This is a genomic window from Mesorhizobium sp. M0077 (genome assembly GCF_040322955.1).
In the GTDB taxonomy this organism is placed as follows: domain Bacteria; phylum Pseudomonadota; class Alphaproteobacteria; order Rhizobiales; family Rhizobiaceae; genus Mesorhizobium.
Window position 1 is genome coordinate 49,402 of record NZ_JAMYUL010000023.1, and the last position, 16,898, is coordinate 66,299.

Consider the following 16,898-nt stretch of genomic DNA (forward strand, 5'->3'; position numbering starts at 1 on the left):
CGCCTTGCGGGAGTCGGCCAGTCGAAAAGCCATGGCGCAATCTTGGCTTTGCGCACGCCGCCTGCTCTATAGTCTGCCGCATCGCACCCGAGCCGGATGGCTTCAGGTCTGTTGGACCTGAAATCATCCGGCTCTAGAAATTAAAGATATAGAGCATGATGTCGTCCGAAAACCGCTTCACACTTTTCGGCATCATGCTCTAGGGATGACATGAAGAATGGCGGAATATTCAGCCCTTTCGCTTCTCACGAACGCGCTCAAGGGAAACAAGGACTGGAAGCCGGCCTGGCGCAAGCCCGACCCCAAGGCTTCCTATGACGTCATCATCATCGGTGGCGGCGGCCACGGCCTGTCGACGGCGTACTATCTGGCCAAGGAGCACGGCATCACCAATGTCGCGGTGCTGGAAAAGGGCTGGCTGGGTTCCGGCAATGTCGGCCGCAACACCACGGCGGTGCGTTCCAACTACCTCCTGCCCTCCAACACCCGCTTCTACGAACATTCGATGAAGATGTGGGAGAACCTGTCGCACGACCTCAACTACAACGTCATGTTCTCGCAGCGCGGCTGCCTGAACCTGGCTCACACGCCGGCCCAGTTCGACGACTTGGCCAGGCGCGGCAACGCCATGCGCCATCTCGGCGTCGATGCCGAGCTGATGAGCACCGCCGAGATCGCGCGCCTGGTCCCGGCGCTGGACATGTCGTCCTCGGCGCGCTTTCCGATCGTCGGCGGCCTGATGCAGCCGCGCGCCGGCACCGCCCGTCACGATGCGGTGGCCTGGGGCTATGCCCGCGGCGCCGACCGCCGCGGCGTCGACATCGTCGAGAATTGCGAGGTCACCGGCTTCCTGCGCGACGGCGACCGCATCACCGGCGTGCAAACGACGCGCGGAGAGATCCGCGGCAAGAAAGTTGCCGTGGCCGTTGCCGGCAGCACCGGACGGGTGATGCAGCTTGCCGGCATCGACAGGATGCCGATCGAGAGCCATGTGCTGCAGGCCTTCGTCACCGAATCGCTGAAACCCTTCATCGACACGGTGCTGACCTTCGGCATGGGCCATTTCTACATGTCGCAGTCCGACAAGGGCGGCCTCGTCTATGGCGGCGATATCGACGGCTACAACAGCTACGCCCAGCGCGGCAACCTGCCCATCGTCGACGAGGTGATGAGCGAGATGCTGGCGCTGTTTCCCGGCCTTGCGCGTGTACGCATGCTGCGCTCCTGGGGCGGCGTCTGCGACATGTCGATGGACGGTTCGCCGATCATCACCACTGGCCCGCTGCCGGGCATGTATCTCAATTGCGGCTGGTGCTATGGCGGCTTCAAGGCGACGCCGGCCTCGGGCTGGTGCTTTGCATACACCATCGCCAAGGATGAGCCGCACGCGTTCAACGCGCCCTTCACGCTCGACCGTTTTTATCGCGGCCTGATGATCGACGACAAGGGCCAGGGCGCAACGCCCCGGCTGCATTAGGGTTCAAACAAATGCTTATCACTTGTCCCTATTGCGGCCCGCGCGACGTCATCGAGTTCACCTATCAAGGCGACGGCAACCGCGAGCGCCCGCAGCCCGCCTCGCAGGATCTCGACGCCTGGAACGCCTATGTCTACGACCGGCTGAACCCGGCCGGCGACCACAATGAGATCTGGCAGCATTCCGGCGGTTGCCGCACCCATCTGAGGATGGTGCGCAACACGGTCACGCATGAGATTTCCAGCACCGGTTTCGCCCGCGTCGACCACAATGCCGGTGCCCGGCACAAAGCCGGAGGCAAGTCGTGAGCCCGCGCCGCACCGAGACCGGCGGCCGCATCGACCGCCTGCGCACCATCCGCTTCACCTTCGACGGCACGCCTTACACCGGCCATGGCGGCGACACGCTGGCCTCGGCGCTGCTTGCCAACGGCGTGACGCTTTTCGGCCGCTCGTTCAAATACCACCGCCCGCGCGGCCTGCTCTCGGCCGGCGTCGAGGAACCGAACGCGCTGGTGACGGTGCTGCGCGGCGAAGTGCGCGAGCCCAACATCGCCGCAACCATGGTCGAGATCTATGACGGGCTGGTGGCCGTCAGCCAGAACCGCTTTCCCTCGCTCGCCTGGGACATCAACGCCGTCAACCAGCTCGGCGGCAAGATCCTGGCCGCCGGCTTCTACTACAAGACCTTCATGGGCCCTGTCTTCGGCCCCTTGAAAGGCACCCGCTTCTGGATGTTCTGCGAGCATTTCATCCGCCGCGCCGCCGGCCTGGGCCGCGCCGGTATTGCCGCCGACACCTCGCGCTACGAGCGCATGAACGCGTTTTGCGACGTGCTGGTGGTCGGCTCCGGCCCGGCCGGCCTGTCAGCCGCCAAGGCCGCTGCCGACCAGGGCGCGCGCGTCATCCTGGCCGAACTCGAGCCGCGTTTCGGCGGCTCGGCCAACTGGTCCGGCGAGACCATCGACGGCGCGCCGGCCGCCGACTGGGCGGCGCGCACCCTCAGCCAGCTTGAGGGCCATGACACGGTCCGCCTGCTGCCGCGCACCACAGTGTGGGGCTATTACGACGGCAACACGCTGGCGGCACTCGAGCGCGTCACCGACCACAAGGAAACGCCTGGGAAGGGCGAGCCGCGCCATCGCTACTGGGCGATCCGCGCCAAAACGGTGGTGCTGGCCACTGGCTCTTTCGAGCGGCCGCTTGTGTTTCCCGGCAATGACCGGCCGGGCATCATGCTGGCGCATGCCGGCGAGCGCTACGCCAATGATTATGGCGTGCTGCCCGGCGACAGCATTGCCCTGTTCACCAACAATGACAGCGCCTATCGCTCGGCTCTGGCGCTGAGGAAGGCCGGCGCGGCCATTGTCGCCATCGTCGATGTGCGCCCCGAACTGTCGGCCGAGATGCGCAGCCTCGCCACCGAAGCCGAAGCCGAAATCCTCTCCGGCCATGCCGTGGTCGCAACCGAGGGCGGCAAGGCACTCTCCGGCCTCAAGGTGCAGCGCTTCGACATGAATTCGGGCACGCTGAGCGGTGACGCCCGCAGCATCCACGCCGATTGCCTGCTGATGTCGGGTGGCTGGTCGCCGACCATCCATCTCGCCAGCCAGGCCGGTGCCAGAGCCGAATGGAACCCTGCCCGCCAGGCCTTCCTGCCGCCGAAACCGACTCGGCAATGGATTGGCGCCGGCGTTTTCAACGGCAGCTTTTCGACCGTCGAAGCCATCACTGAGGGCCGTGCAGCCGGCCTGTCCGCCGCGGGCGGAGCGGCTGCGCCGGCAGCTTTGCCGGATGTCGAAGCAGCCCCGGGAAACCCCGATCCGGCGCCGGTGTTCGAGATCAAAGCCAAGGGAAAAAGCTTCGTCGACTTCCAGCATGACGTGACTGCCGAAGACGTGCGGCTGGCGCATCGCGAAGGTTTTGTCTCCGTCGAGCATCTGAAGCGCTACACCACGCTCGGCATGGCGACCGACCAGGGCAAGAACTCCAACGTTCCGGGCCTCGCCATCATGGCCGAGGCGTTGGGCAAACCGATCCCCGAAGTCGGAACGACGCGCTTCCGCCCGCCCTATTCCGCGGTGTCGATCGGCTCGCTTGCCGCCGAACGCTTCGGCGATCTGAAACCCGAGCGCCTGACGCCCATGCATGACTGGCACCTCGCCAATGGCGCAACGATGTATTCCGCTGGCCTCTGGTATCGACCAATGATCTACGGCCTTGCCGGCGAGACGGTCGAACAGGCCTATGTCCGTGAAGCCAGGGCGACGCGCGAAAGTGCCGGCATCGTCGACGTTTCGACGCTGGGCAAGATCGCCGTTCAGGGGCCGGATGCCGGCGAATTCCTCGACCGCGTCTACACCAACATGTTTTCCACCCTCCCCGTCGGCAAGGCCCGCTACGGCCTGATGCTGCGCGAGGACGGGCTGGCCTTCGACGACGGCACCACATGGCGGCTCGGCGAACAGGATTTCCTGATGACGACCACCACGGCCAACGCCGGCAAGGTGATGCAGCATCTGGAATATTTCCTCGACGTCATCTGGCCGGAACTCAAAGTGCATGTCACCTCGGTAACCGACGAATGGGCGGGCGCGGCCATCGGCGGGCCGAAGGCACGGGCCATCCTCGCCGCCTGTGTCACCGGCACCGCCGTCGACAACACAGCCCTGCCCTTCATGGGCATCGTGCGCGGCGAGATATCAGGCGTGCCGGTGATGATTTGCCGGCTGTCCTTCTCCGGAGAAATGGCCTTCGAGGTCTATTGCGGCGCCGGCTACGGCACCCATGTCTGGCAAGCCCTTGTCGAAGCCGGCAAGCCGTTCGGCCTGGTCACCTACGGGCTGGAGGCGTTGGGCACGATGCGCATCGAAAAGGGCCATGTCACCGGCGCGGAGATCGACGGCCGCACCACGGCGCGCGACCTGCATCTCGACTGGATGCTGTCGAAGAAGAAGCCGTTCATCGGCTCGGCGATGATGGACCGCGAAGGCCTGATCGCGCCCGAGCGGCTGCAGCTGGTCGGCCTGGTCTCGCTCGACAACCGGCCGTTCAATGGCGGCGCCCACCTCGTCGAGCAACTGGACGAAGCCAATCCGCACGATTCCATCGGCCACATCACCGCCTGCTGCTATTCGCCGGCGCTGGGCAAGCACATCGCGCTGGCCCTGGTCGAAGGCGGCAAGGCGCGCCATGGCACCCGCGCGTTCATCTCCGATCCGCTGCGCAAGCGGTTCGGGCCGGTCGAGATCGTCTCCAACCATTTCTACGACCCGGACGGGAGCCGCATGCATGGCTGAGCGCCAATCACCCGAACGCCAACTGCCCGAGCGCCTCTCGCCGCTCGAGCCGGTATCCCATCCGGGTTCGCACGGCAATTTCGAGCATGGCGTTGAAGTCATCCTGACCGAGACCCGGCCAGGCTCGATCCTGCAACTGGCCGCGTGGCCGGGCGCGGAAAAGCAGCTGATCGAGGCGATCGGCAAGGTCACCGGGCTCGCTTTGCCCGACGGTGCCGGCGGCGGTCTCGCCAAGTTCGGCAAGGCCGTGTTCGGTTTCGCGCCTGGAAAATTCACGGTCGTCGACGATGCCGAGGGCCTGGCGGCGCGTTTTGCCGGGGACGTAACCCCGGCAATCGGCACGATCACCGACCTGTCGCATGGCCGCACCGCTATCCGCATCGCCGGCCCTAAGGCCGAATGGGTGCTGGCGAAATTCTTCGCCATCGACTTTGCGCTGCCCGCCTTCCCCATAGGCTCCGGCCGTTCGACCACCCATCACGACGTCTTTGCGCAGATCCAGCGCACCGGCGCCGACCAGTTCGACATCTATGTCTTCCGCTCCTTCGCCCGCTCGTTCTGGAAGGCGCTCTGCCATGCCAGCGAGGAGGTCGGCTACGAGGTTCAGTAGGGCCGACAGCCGTTCTGGCCTCAAGGCCAGCCGGTTCTGCCGCTAGAGAATGCTCCAATGGAAGCCCATGGTGGGGAACGTGGCCCAACCGGCCCACGGGATTAAAAGATCCCGTCTCAGAGTCGGCATCGTCGTTTGGTTCGAACATCCCCATGACCGCAGAACTATCCGCCGGCGCCACGGATCGCGCCGATGTGTCCGCCAGAGCCTTGCTCCTGCTGCCGCTCACGGTCGCCTGCGGCGTGTTCATGACCAGCCTCGACCAGAATGTCGTGGTCACCGCCCTGCCCGGCATCAGCGACAGCCTCGGCCGGCCGCCGAGCCAGCTCGGCCTGTTGATCACCGTCTATGTTGCCAGCCTGATCATCTCGATGCCGCTCGGCGGCTGGGCCGCCGACCGCTTCGGCCTGCGCAATGTCTATTGCTTCGCCTTGCTGGTGTTCGCCGCGTCATCGGCGCTGTGCGGCCTGTCCAACGACATCTGGACGCTGGTCGGCGCCCGCGCGCTGCAAGGCTTCGGCGGCGCCTTGATGGGGACGCTCGGCCAGGTCGTCATCCTGTCGACCTTCCCGCGCAGCCGCACGCTGAAGATCAACATGTATATTTCGCTGGCCGGCCAGTCCGGACCGCTGGTCGGCCCGCTGGTCGGCGGCGCGCTGACTACCTACATTTCCTGGCGCTGGATCTTCTTCATCAACGTGCCGTTCGCGCTGGCCGCGGCCGTTCTTGCCGCGTCGCTGTTTCCGGCCGTTACCAAACCGGTGCGCACGCCGTTCGATTTCCCGGGCTTCCTGCTGGTCGGCAGCGGCATGGTCCTGCTGGTCTTCGGCATGGATTCGCTTGCGGCCAAAGACGCCGCCGGCAGCATGATCGCGGCCGAGCTGACGCTGGCGATCGTCATCCTGACGCTTGCTTCCTTCTACTGCCTGCGCGCCCGCAACCCCTTGCTTGACCTGAAACTCCTGCGCATCCGCACCTTTCGCATCTCCTTCCTCACCGGTGGTGGGCTGGACACGATCGGCCTGAGCTCGGTCGTTTTCCTTTTGCCGCTGATGTTCCAGCTCGGCTTCGGCATGAGCGCGGTGCAGGCGGGATCGCTGACTTTCGTCGCCGCAATCGGCTCGCTGATCATGCGTGTGTTCATGCCGCGCCTGCTCAACCGTTTCGGCTTTCGCCGCGTGCTGGTCGTCAACACGCCGATCGTTGCTGCCATGGTAGCGGGCTTCGCCTCGATTGAGGCGACAACGCCGGTCTGGATCGTGCTCGTCTATATCTTTGCCTTCGGCGTTCTGCGCTCGGCGCAGTGGGCTTCGACCGGCAACCTCGCCTATTCCGACATCGCGCCCGACCAGCTCGCCCGCTTCAGCGCGCTCTACTACATACTGTGGCAGTTGGGGGTGGCGATCAGCGTCGGCCTGGCGGCGGCGCTGTTGTCGTTCCTGGCTGGCGGCAGGCCGGCGGTGACCAACGATTTCCGCATCCTGTTCGTGGTCGAGGGCGTCATCACGTTGTGCGCGCTGATCGCCTATCTCAGACTGACACCGCAGGACGGCGCCCATGTCAGCGGCCACGGCGCGCAGATGAACGTGGAATGAGGCGCCGTTAGCCGAGCCCTATTCGCTGAACGTCACCCACTCTTCCAGCGGCACGCGGTCGGTGCGGAAGTCGTTTTCGGGTTTCGACGTATCCTCGAGGCCGAGCGCCATGCCGCAGACGACGATCTCCTCATCGGGGATGTTGAGCACCGGCCGGATCTGCCGGTGATAGGGCGCGAAGGCGGCCTGCGGGCAGGTGTGCAGGCCCCTGCCTCGCGCGGCCACCATGATGTTCTGCAGGAACATTCCGTAGTCGATCCACGAGCCCTGGTTCAGCCGCCGGTCTATGGTGAAAATCATGCCGACCGGCGCGTCGAAGAAGACGAAGTTGCGGTCGTGCTGGGCGCGCATCTTGTCGACCTCGCGGCGGCCGATGCCGAGTGCCCCATAGAGCCCGAAACCGTTGGCGCGGCGGCGGGTGAGATACGGCTCGAAGAACTGGGTGGGGTAATAGCGATACTCGTCCCAATCGGCCTTTTCGGCCCGGATACCGGAATTCAGGATGGCATCGGTGATCTGCTGCTTGACCTCGCCCTTGACGACATAGACCCGCCAGGGCTGCATATTGGTGCCCGAAGGCGCGCGCGCGGCGACGCCGAGAATGGCTCGGATCGTCTCGTCATCGACCATGTCGGGCAGGAAGGCGCGCACTGAACGGCGCGAGATGATCGCCTCGTCGACAACAGCCGCGTTATGCGCTGCCAGGCCGTTTTTTTCCAGCATGGGCCGTCCCTTTGCGCACACTTCGAAAGCCGAACCGGCTATCGGAGAAGACCTTGCGCAGATTTCAATCCTTGGTCGCCGACCCGCATTCCCACACCCGCCGCTCGTGCCAGAGCCTTTGCATGAACCGCCAAAATGGCGCAAGCAAATCTTGTGTGCCCATGAAAATTCGCTTGATTTTTTCACGGACATGAGCTCCCATGAAACTCATTTCCAGATTTTCATCAAGTGAGCGTTTTGCCCCCAGCTATTCCCAAAACATTGCAGGGACCTGACGAGCGCCTGCTGGCGAGCGACATCCGTGCGCTGCGCAAGGCGCGTGGGCTGACGCTGGCTGAGATCGCGCTGAAGCTTGGCCGCTCTGTCGGCTGGGTCAGCCAGGTCGAGCGCGGCCTATCTATCCCTTCACTTGGCGACCTCAGGGCCTTCGCAGACCTGTTCGGCGTGCCGCTCAGCCTGTTCTTCAGCCACGACGTGCCGATCGAGAAGGAGCGCGGCGTTGTCGTGCGCGCCGGCAGCCGGCGCACGCTTGGCACAAGCGAATCCGGCCTGGTGGAGGAGCTTCTGTCGCCCGATCTCGGCGGTAGTTTCGAGATGGTGCGTTCGATCTTCGCGCCGGGCGCCGAGATGAAGAGCGAGCAGCTGCGGCCGACCGAGGAAGCCGGCTACATCGCCTCTGGCATTTTCGAGATCGAGATAGCCGGCGTCTGGCACCGGCTCGGCGAAGGCGATTCCTTCCGCTTCGAGCGCAAGCCGTACCGCTGGCGCAATCCCGGCACCGAGCCGGCCGTGATCATCTGGGTGGTTTCGCCGCCTGTCTACTGAACGAGGGGTTTCTAATATGGCCGGTTTGCCGACCACGGCACGCGTGGTGATCATCGGAGGCGGTGTCGTCGGCACCTCCTCGCTCTATCACCTTTGCAAGGCCGGCTGGACCGACTGCGTGCTTTTGGAAAAGAACGAGCTGACCTCGGGCTCGACCTGGCATGCCGCCGGCAACGTGCCGACCTTCTCGTCGTCCTGGTCGCTGATGAACATGCAGCGCTATTCGACCGAGCTTTATCGCGGTCTCGCCGACGCGGTCGACTATCCCATGAACTACCACGTTACTGGCTCGCTCCGCCTCGCCCACACCAAGGAGCGCATGCAGGAGTTCCAGCGCGCCAAGGGCATGGGCCGCTACCAGGGCATGGACATCGCCATTGTCGGCCCTGATGAGGTCAAGCGCCGCTATCCCTTCATCGAGACGCATGACCTCAAAGGTGCGCTCTACGATCCAAACGACGGCGACATCGACCCCGCGCAGCTGACGCAGGCACTGGCCAAGGGTGCGCGCGACATGGGCGCCAGGATCGTCCGCTTCTGTCCGGTGTCAGGTGTGCGCCGCGAGAACGACGAATGGGTTGTCGAGACGCCGCAAGGCGAGATCCGTTGCGAAATCGTCGTCAACGCCGCCGGCTACCGAGCCGCGGAAGTCGGCAAAATGTTGGGCCGCGACGTCCCGATGATGGTGATGAGCCATCAGTACATCTTGTTCGAGGAAATCCCCGAACTGGTGGCGTGGTCGAAGGAGCAGGGCAAGAAGCTGCCGCTGCTGCGCGACGTCGACACCTCCTACTATCTGCGCCAGGAAAAGAACGGCATGAATCTCGGTCCCTATGAGCGCAATTGCCGCGCGCATTGGGCAACCCACAACGACCCGATGCCGGAGGACTTTTCCTTCCAGCTCTTCCCCGACGATCTCGACCGTCTCGAGCACTACCTTGCCGATGCCGTAGCCCGCGTGCCGATTCTCGGCACTGCCGGCCTGTCCAAGGTGATCAACGGGCCGATCCCTTACGCGCCGGACGGCAATCCGCTGATCGGTCCGATGCCCGGCGTTCCCAACGCGTTCGAGGCCTGTGTCTTCACCTTCGGCATCGCCCAGGGCGGCGGCGCCGGCAAGGTGCTGGCCGAATGGGTTACGCAGGGCCAGACCGAATGGGACATGTGGTCTTGCGATCCGCGCCGTTTCACCAGCTTTGCGGCCGCCCCCGACTATAGCGTCGCCAAGGGCATGGAGATCTACGGCAACGAATACGCCATCCAGTTCCCGCGGCATGCCTGGCCGGCCGGGCGCGACCGTAAGCTGTCGCCGATCCACGATCGCATCAAGGCGCTCGGCGCCCAGTTCGACGCCTATAATGGCTGGGAGCGTGCCACCTGGTATGCGCAACCCGGTGACGACACGTCGGAAGAAGCAACACTCACCTTCCGCCGCGACGGGCCGTGGCAGCACCGCGTGCGCGAAGAATGCTTGGCGGTGCGCGACGCCGCTGGCATTCTGGACCTGCCCGGCTTCTCGCGCTTCAACCTCGAAGGTCCTGGCGCAGCCGAATGGCTGGCGCTGCAGGTCACCGGCCTGGTGCCCAAGCCGGGCCGCATCGGCCTCGCCTATTTCGCCGACGACAAGGGCCGCATCGTCACCGAGATGTCGGTGGTGCGCCATGGCGAAGAGCAGATGACTCTGATCACCGCGGCGGTAGCGCAGTGGCACGATTTCGAATGGCTGAAGTCGCGCCTGCCGAAGGACGCAGCTTTCACCCTCACCGACAGGACCGAAGACTATTCGACGCAAATCCTCGCCGGCCCCAATTCGCGCAAGATCCTGGCCGAGGTCTGTGGCGCGGATCTCTCGCTGCCCTGGCTGACGCATCAGGAAACCACCATCGCCGGCCGCTGGGCGAAGCTGGTGCGGGTATCCTTCGCCGGCGAACTCGGCTGGGAAATCCACACCAAGGTGGGAGACACCGCCGCCATCTTCGACGCCGTCTGGACGGCGGGACAAAAACACGGTCTGAAACCGTTCGGCATGTATGCGCTGGATTCGCTGCGCCTCGAAAAGGGCTACCGGACCTGGAAGGGCGACCTGTCGACCGACTATACGGTCCTGCAGGGCGGGCTCGAGCGCTTCGTAAAATGGGACAAGCCCGACTTCCGCGGCAAGGCAGCCCTGCAGAACGAAAAGCAGCAAGGCGTAAAGAAGCGCTTCGTCACGCTGGTGGTCGAAAACCCCGGCGATTGCGACGCGCCGTCGGTGTCGACGCTCTGGCATGACGGCAAGATCGTCGGCGAGACGACGTCCGGCGGCTGGGGGCATCGCATCGACAAATCGATCGCGCTCGGCATGCTGCGCGCCGACCTGGCTGAACCCGATACCGCGATCGAGATCGAAATCTTCGGCGATCGCTTTCGGGCGGTCGTGCAGAAAGACGAGCCGCTGTGGGATCCGAAAAACGAAAGATTGAGAGCATGAAGAAAGTCATTCTCACCGATGGCGGCATGGGCCAGGAACTGGTCCGCCGCAGCAGCTCCGAGCCGACGCCGCTCTGGTCGGCCAGGGTGCTGATCGACGAGCCGGATCTGGTGCGTGGCCTGCATGCCGAATTCATCCGGGCCGGCGCTCGCGTCATCACCATCAACACCTATTCGGCGACGCCGGAGCGGCTCGCGCGGGAAGGAGCAGAAGACCTCTTCAGGCCCTTGCAGAAGCGCGGCATCGAATTGGCAAGACAGGCACGCGAGGAGGCAGGCGATGCAGCGATCGCCGGCTGCCTGTCACCGCTGTTCGGCAGCTATGCGCCAGCGCTGACCATATCGTTCGAGGAGACGCTGGACATCTATCGCCGCATCGTCGCCGAGCAGACCGACGGCGTCGACCTGTTCCTGTGCGAGACCATGGCCTCAGCCGACGAAGGCCGTGCGGCCGTTACCGCTGCGTCGGAAAGCGGCAAACCTGTCTGGGTGTCTTGGACGCTCGCCGATCACGGCGCGCCGCAGCTGCGCAGCGGCGAAACAATAGCGGCAGCGGCGGACGCCCTCGACGGCCTGACGGTTGCAGCGCGCCTGGTGAATTGCTGCCGGCCAGAAGCGATCGCCGCGGCACTGCCCGAATTGATTGCTCTCGGCGGCCCGGTCGGCGCCTATGCCAATGGCTTCACCTCTGTCGAAGCGCTCAAGCATGGCGGAACGGTCGAAGTGCTGCACGCACGCCACGACCTTGATCCGGATGCCTATGCCGACCAGGCGCTCGGCTGGGTCGCCGCTGGCGCCACCATCGTCGGCGGCTGCTGCGAAGTCGGCCCTGCCCACATCGCCGCGTTGCGCGATCAGCTCGAACAGGCCGGCCACGAAATCTCGGGAGTATCCTGATGCCCAGACCCTCATCGCGCATTTCCGGCATCGTGCCTTCGGGCAAGGATGGCTGGGAGGTCCACACCGAGGCATGGGCCCGCAAGGAGGCGGGCCAGGACATCATCATGCTGTCGGTCGGCGACCATGATTTCGATACGCCGAGCCAGACCATCGAAGCCTGCGTGACGGCGGTTCGCGGCAGCAACCACCACTACACCCCGCTTCCCGGCGTTCCGCGCCTGCGCAGGGCGATGGCGGCGGCCTCGACCGCCTGCACCGGGGTCGAGACGAGCCCCGACCAGGTGATCGCCACGCCGGGCGGTCAGGCCGCCCTTTACGCGGCGGTGCAGGCCGTTCTCGACCAGGGCGACCACGCTATCGTGGTGGCGCCCTACTACGCGACTTATCCCAACACCTTCAGCGCCGCCGGCGCCAGCTTCACCGTCGTCGAGACGCCGGCCGGAGACGGTTTCCAGCCGCACGCCGAGATGATCCGCGCGGCGCTCAAGCCCAACACGCGCGCCATTTTGATCAACACGCCGAACAACCCGACCGGCGCCGTCTATTCGCGTGAGCGTCTGGAAGAGCTGGCCGAGATCTGCCGCGAGCACGATCTCTGGCTGCTGTCGGACGAGGTCTACTGGACGCTCGGCGGCGGCGAGCACATCTCGCCGCGCGGCCTGCCCGGCATGGCGGAGCGCACGCTGGTCATCAATTCGATGTCCAAGAGCCATGGCATGACCGGCTGGCGCATGGGCTGGCTGACCGGCCCAGCGCAGATGATCACGCTGTTGACCAATCTCAATCTGGTGACGACCTACGGCCTGCCGGCCTTCATCTCGATCGCCTGCGCCGAGGCGCTGGAGAACCGCTTTGGCGTCAGGGAGATCGCCGAACGCTATGCGGCGCGCCGCACCGTCCTGCTCGACGCCGTGCGCGGCATGAACAATATCAGCGTGCACGGCTCCGAGGGCGGCATGTATGTCATGCTCGACATCTCCGCAGTCGAGCCCGACGACGAGAAATTCGCCTGGGCCTTTCTCGACCAGGAGAGTGTCGGCGTCATGCCGGGTTCCAGCTTCGGCAAGGCCGCTGCCGGCCACATCCGCATCAGCCTCTGCCAACCGGAGCCGGTGCTTCAGGAAGCCGCAAAACGCCTGCGCCGCTTCGCATCCGGCTATCGCCGCGAGGCCGCATGACCAGAAGCATTCCCACCAAGGCCCGCGCGGTTATTATCGGCGGCGGTGTCTCCGGCTGTTCGGTCGCCTACCACCTGGCCAAGCTCGGCTGGACCGACATCGTGCTGCTCGAACGCAAGCAGCTGACCTCGGGTACGACCTGGCACGCCGCCGGCCTGATCGGCCAGCTGCGCGGCTCGCAGAACATGACGCGGCTGGCCAAATATTCGGCCGACCTCTACGTCAAGCTGGAAGCCGAAACGGAAGTCGGCACCGGCATGCGCCAGGTCGGCTCGATCACCGTGGCGCTGACTGAGGAGCGCAAGCACGAGATTTATCGGCAGGCCTCGCTCGCCCGCGCCTTCGATGTCGATGTGCGCGAGATTTCGCCTGGTGAAGTCAAGGAGATGTACCCGCATCTCAACGTGTCCGATGTGGTCGGCGCCGTGCATCTGCCGCTCGACGGCCAGTGCGATCCGGCCAACATCGCCATGGCGCTGGCCAAGGGCGCCCGCCAGCGTGGCGCCGCCATCGTCGAGAATGTGAAGGTCACCAAGGTCCATACCAAGGCCGGTCGCGTCACCGGTGTGTCGTGGGCGCAAGGCGACGACCAGGGCACGATCGAGGCCGACATCGTCGTCAACTGCGCCGGCATGTGGGCGCGCGAGCTCGGCGCCCAGAACGGCGTCACCATCCCGCTGCATGCCTGCGAACATTTTTATCTCGTCACCGAGCCGATCCCCGGGCTCGGTCGTCTACCGGTGCTGCGCGTTCCCGATGAATGCGCCTACTACAAGGAAGACGCCGGCAAGATGATGCTCGGCGCCTTCGAGCCGGTGGCCAAGCCCTGGGGCATGGACGGCATAAGCGAGGATTTCTGCTTCGACCAGTTGCCGGAGGACATGGAGCATTTCGAGCCGATCCTCGAAATGGGCGTCAATCGCATGCCGATGCTGGCAACCGCCGGCATTCACACCTTCTTCAACGGCCCCGAAAGCTTTACCCCCGACGACCGCTACTATCTCGGCGAAGCGCCGGAGCTGTCGGGCTACTGGATGGCGACCGGCTACAATTCCATCGGCATCGTCTCGTCCGGCGGCGCCGGCATGGCGCTGGCGCAGTGGATCAATGACGGCGAAGCGCCCTTCGACCTCTGGGAAGTCGACATCCGCCGCGCCCAGCCATTCCAGAAGAACCGTAGGTATCTCAAGGAGCGTGTCTCCGAAACACTCGGCCTGCTCTATGCGGATCACTTCCCCTACCGGCAGATGGCAACGTCCAGAAATGTCAGGCGCTCGCCCCTGCACGAACACCTGAAGGCGCGCGGCGCCGTGTTCGGCGAAGTCGCCGGCTGGGAGCGCGCCAACTGGTTTGCGCGAGAGGGGCAGGAGCGCGAATACCGCTATTCCTGGAAGCGGCAGAACTGGTTCGACAACCAGCGCGAGGAGCACCTGGCGGTCCGCAACAAGGTCGGCCTGTTCGACATGACCTCGTTCGGCAAGATCCGTGTCGAAGGCCGCGACGCCTGTGCCTTCCTGCAAAGGCTGTGCGCCAACGATATGGACGTGGCGCCGGGCAAGATCGTCTACACCCAGATGCTCAACCAGCGCGGCGGTATCGAAAGCGACCTCACGGTGTCGCGGCTATCTGAGACCGCCTACTTCCTCGTCGTGCCGGGCGCGACGCTGCAACGCGACCTCGCCTGGCTGCGCCGGCATGTCGGGGATGAATTCGTAGTCATCACCGATGTCACGGCAGCTGAGGCCGTGCTCTGCCTGATGGGTCCGGATGCGCGAAAGCTGATCCAGAAAGTCAGCCCCAACGATTTCTCCAACGACAACAATCCATTCGGCACCTTCCAGGAGATCGAGATCGGCATGGGCCTCGCCCGTGCCCACCGCGTCACCTATGTCGGCGAACTCGGCTGGGAACTTTATGTCTCGACCGACCAGGCGGCTCATGTCTTCGAGGCGATCGACGAGGCCGGCGGCGATGTCGGCCTGAAACTTTGCGGCCTGCACACGCTGGATTCCTGTCGCCTCGAAAAGGCGTTTCGGCATTTCGGCCACGACATCACCGACGAGGACAATGTGCTGGAGGCCGGCCTCGGCTTTGCGGTCAAAACCGCCAAGGGCGAGTTCATCGGCCGCGATGCGGTGCTGAAGAGAAAAGAAGCCGGCCTGTCGCGCCGGCTGGTGCAGTTCCGTTTGAAAGACCCTGAACCCCTGCTCTTCCACAACGAGGCGATCCTGCGCGACGGCAAGATCGTCGGCCCGATCACATCGGGGAATTACGGCCACCATCTCGGCGGCGCGATCGGACTGGGCTATGTGCCCTGCCAGGGCGAGAGCGAGGCGGATGTGCTGGCCTCGTCCTACGAGATCGAGATCGCCGGCGAGCGTTTTGCGGCGGAAGCATCGCTGAAGCCGATGTACGATCCCAAGGCGGAACGGACGAGGATGTAGCACCTTTTTACCCTCCCCCTTGTCGGGAGGGTCGGCTCGCAGTCGGAGCGAAGCGGCGATTGCGAGCCGGGGTGGGGGTGCGCCCTACGAGACCCCCCACCCCGCTTCGCAAATGCCGCCTTGCGGCATTTGCTGCGCGACCCTCCCCACAAGGGCGAGGGTGAAGAAGCTCAAAACCGCTCCAGCTTCGCCCGCACTTTCACCAGAAACGCCGCCCTCGTCCTTGGCGTCGAGGCGTCCATCAGGTAGTGCGCCAGGAAAAACGTCCGGCAGCGGCGGGCGCACAGCGCGCGCATACCGCGCAGCAAGGTCTTGCGGCCGGGCTGGCCGACGACGACGCTCCACCAGGTCGGCGCGCCGCAGGTGGTAATGACGCCGACCCTGGTGACATGTGTCATCAGCGACGTGATGCGCCCCTTGCCCAGCTTGAAGGCGACATCGGTCGCCCAGACCCGGTCGAGCCAGCCCTTCAGCATGGCCGGCAGCCCGTACCACCAGGTCGGATAGATGAACAGGATCGCCTCAGCCCAGGCGAGATGCTCGAAATGCGGTTTTAGGGCCGGATCCTCCGGCGCCCGCTCATTGTAGGCGCGTCGCTCTTCGCAGCCCATCACCGGATCGAATTTCTCCGCATAGAGGTCGAGCAGCCGCACCTCCCAGCCGCGTGCCTTCAGCACATCGACTGCGGCATCTCTGATGGCGGCGCAAAAGCTTTCGGGCACCGGATGGCAATAGACCACCAGCACGCGCATCAGAATTCATCCATCCCGGCCGCGACCTTGGCCATGAAGGCTGCCCGCGTCTCGTCGGTCGACAGGTTCATCGAATAATGAGCGAGGTAGGACACCGAGGCGCCGGGCCTGATCGTCGCGCGCAGCATCCGCTTGACCAATCTGCGTGGCGGATCGCCCATCAGCATGGCGCGGAAGCGGCTGCCGCCATAGGTGGTGACGGCGGTCAGCTTGCGGATGTTGTGGAGCGAAGGCTGCGCCTTGCCGTCGACCAATTTGAACGACACGCCGGGCAGAAACACGCGGTCGAAAAAGCCTTTCAGGATGGCCGGGAAGCCGTAGTTCCAGACGGGATATGACAGCACCAGCGCCTCGGCCTTGAGCAGCCGCTCGACATAGGGCGCGGCCGGGTCCGCAGGGCTGCGTTGGTTATGATAATCCAGCCTCTCCCCGCGCGTCAGCCTGGGGTCGAAATCCTCTGCATAGAGATCGCAATCGTCGACCTCATGGCCGGCCGCCGTCAGCCGCTCGACGATCGTGCGGTGCAGGCCTGCATTGAAGCTGGTCTCCACCGGATGCGCGTAGAGGACGAGGACTTTCATGGGGAAATACTTACGAGGTGGGCGCGAGGCACCCCCCTCTGCCCTG

Annotated in this window: 13 protein-coding genes; 10 read left to right on the top strand and 3 right to left on the bottom strand. The window is 64.8% G+C overall.

The genetic code is table 11. The features are described 5' to 3' along the window. The first annotated feature begins 217 nt into the window (after positions 1-217). The 5 genes from NKJ57_RS28795 to NKJ57_RS28815 all read left to right on the top strand — a co-directional run bounded on the left by NKJ57_RS28795 (position 218) and on the right by NKJ57_RS28815 (position 6,980). Positions 218-1,477, top strand: a complete 1,260-nt coding sequence (locus NKJ57_RS28795; RefSeq protein WP_352513547.1) for a sarcosine oxidase subunit beta family protein — start codon at positions 218-220, stop codon at positions 1,475-1,477. Between the two features lie 11 nt (positions 1,478-1,488). Then, positions 1,489-1,785: a sarcosine oxidase subunit delta gene (locus NKJ57_RS28800; RefSeq protein WP_023710790.1), complete on the top strand. Its 297-nt coding sequence runs from the start codon at positions 1,489-1,491 to the stop codon at positions 1,783-1,785. Beyond that, on the top strand, positions 1,782-4,775 hold the full coding sequence (locus tag NKJ57_RS28805; RefSeq protein WP_352513548.1) for a sarcosine oxidase subunit alpha: 2,994 nt from the start codon (positions 1,782-1,784) through the stop codon (positions 4,773-4,775). Before NKJ57_RS28800 ends, NKJ57_RS28805 begins: the two co-directional genes overlap by 4 nt. 22 nt (positions 4,776-4,797) lie before the next feature. Next, a complete protein-coding gene (gene soxG / locus NKJ57_RS28810; RefSeq protein ID WP_023751625.1) occupies positions 4,798-5,385 on the top strand; it encodes a sarcosine oxidase subunit gamma family protein in 588 nt (195 codons plus the stop codon). Positions 5,386-5,537: 152 nt separating this feature from the next. Continuing rightward, the gene (locus NKJ57_RS28815) at positions 5,538-6,980 is read left to right on the top strand and encodes an MFS transporter (RefSeq protein ID WP_352513549.1); all 1,443 of its coding nucleotides are present in this window, start codon (positions 5,538-5,540) and stop codon (positions 6,978-6,980) included. Positions 6,981-6,998: 18 nt separating this feature from the next. On the opposite strand, the gene NKJ57_RS28820 is transcribed toward NKJ57_RS28815, so the two are convergent. Beyond that, the gene (locus NKJ57_RS28820; RefSeq protein WP_023700347.1) at positions 6,999-7,703 is read right to left on the bottom strand and encodes a nitroreductase; all 705 of its coding nucleotides are present in this window, start codon (positions 7,701-7,703) and stop codon (positions 6,999-7,001) included. Positions 7,704-7,985: 282 nt separating this feature from the next. On the opposite strand from NKJ57_RS28820, the gene NKJ57_RS28825 reads away from it, so the two are divergent. From NKJ57_RS28825 to NKJ57_RS28845, 5 genes are read left to right on the top strand one after another with little or no spacing between them, the layout of a single operon-like run. Continuing rightward, on the top strand, positions 7,986-8,528 hold the full coding sequence (locus NKJ57_RS28825; RefSeq protein WP_023706106.1) for a helix-turn-helix domain-containing protein: 543 nt from the start codon (positions 7,986-7,988) through the stop codon (positions 8,526-8,528). 16 nt (positions 8,529-8,544) lie between these two features. Continuing rightward, positions 8,545-10,998 carry a GcvT family protein gene (locus NKJ57_RS28830; protein ID WP_352513550.1) on the top strand — a complete coding sequence of 818 codons (2,454 nt, stop codon included), beginning with the start codon at positions 8,545-8,547 and terminating at the stop codon, positions 10,996-10,998. After that, positions 10,995-11,894: a homocysteine S-methyltransferase family protein gene (locus tag NKJ57_RS28835; RefSeq protein ID WP_352513551.1), complete on the top strand. Its 900-nt coding sequence runs from the start codon at positions 10,995-10,997 to the stop codon at positions 11,892-11,894. The genes NKJ57_RS28830 and NKJ57_RS28835 overlap by 4 nt, the downstream gene beginning before the upstream one ends. Continuing rightward, positions 11,894-13,075: a pyridoxal phosphate-dependent aminotransferase gene (locus NKJ57_RS28840; RefSeq protein WP_023670766.1), complete on the top strand. Its 1,182-nt coding sequence runs from the start codon at positions 11,894-11,896 to the stop codon at positions 13,073-13,075. Before NKJ57_RS28835 ends, NKJ57_RS28840 begins: the two co-directional genes overlap by 1 nt. Beyond that, complete coding sequence (locus NKJ57_RS28845; protein ID WP_023744689.1) at positions 13,072-15,519, top strand: GcvT family protein; 2,448 nt, start codon at positions 13,072-13,074, stop codon at positions 15,517-15,519. The genes NKJ57_RS28840 and NKJ57_RS28845 overlap by 4 nt, the downstream gene beginning before the upstream one ends. 170 nt (positions 15,520-15,689) lie before the next feature. On the opposite strand, the gene NKJ57_RS28850 is transcribed toward NKJ57_RS28845, so the two are convergent. Further along, the gene (locus NKJ57_RS28850; protein WP_023690990.1) at positions 15,690-16,271 is read right to left on the bottom strand and encodes an NAD(P)H-dependent oxidoreductase; all 582 of its coding nucleotides are present in this window, start codon (positions 16,269-16,271) and stop codon (positions 15,690-15,692) included. Further along, positions 16,271-16,852 carry an NAD(P)H-dependent oxidoreductase gene (locus NKJ57_RS28855; protein ID WP_023700354.1) on the bottom strand — a complete coding sequence of 194 codons (582 nt, stop codon included), beginning with the start codon at positions 16,850-16,852 and terminating at the stop codon, positions 16,271-16,273. Before NKJ57_RS28855 ends, NKJ57_RS28850 begins: the two co-directional genes overlap by 1 nt. Positions 16,853-16,898 lie beyond the last annotated feature (46 nt).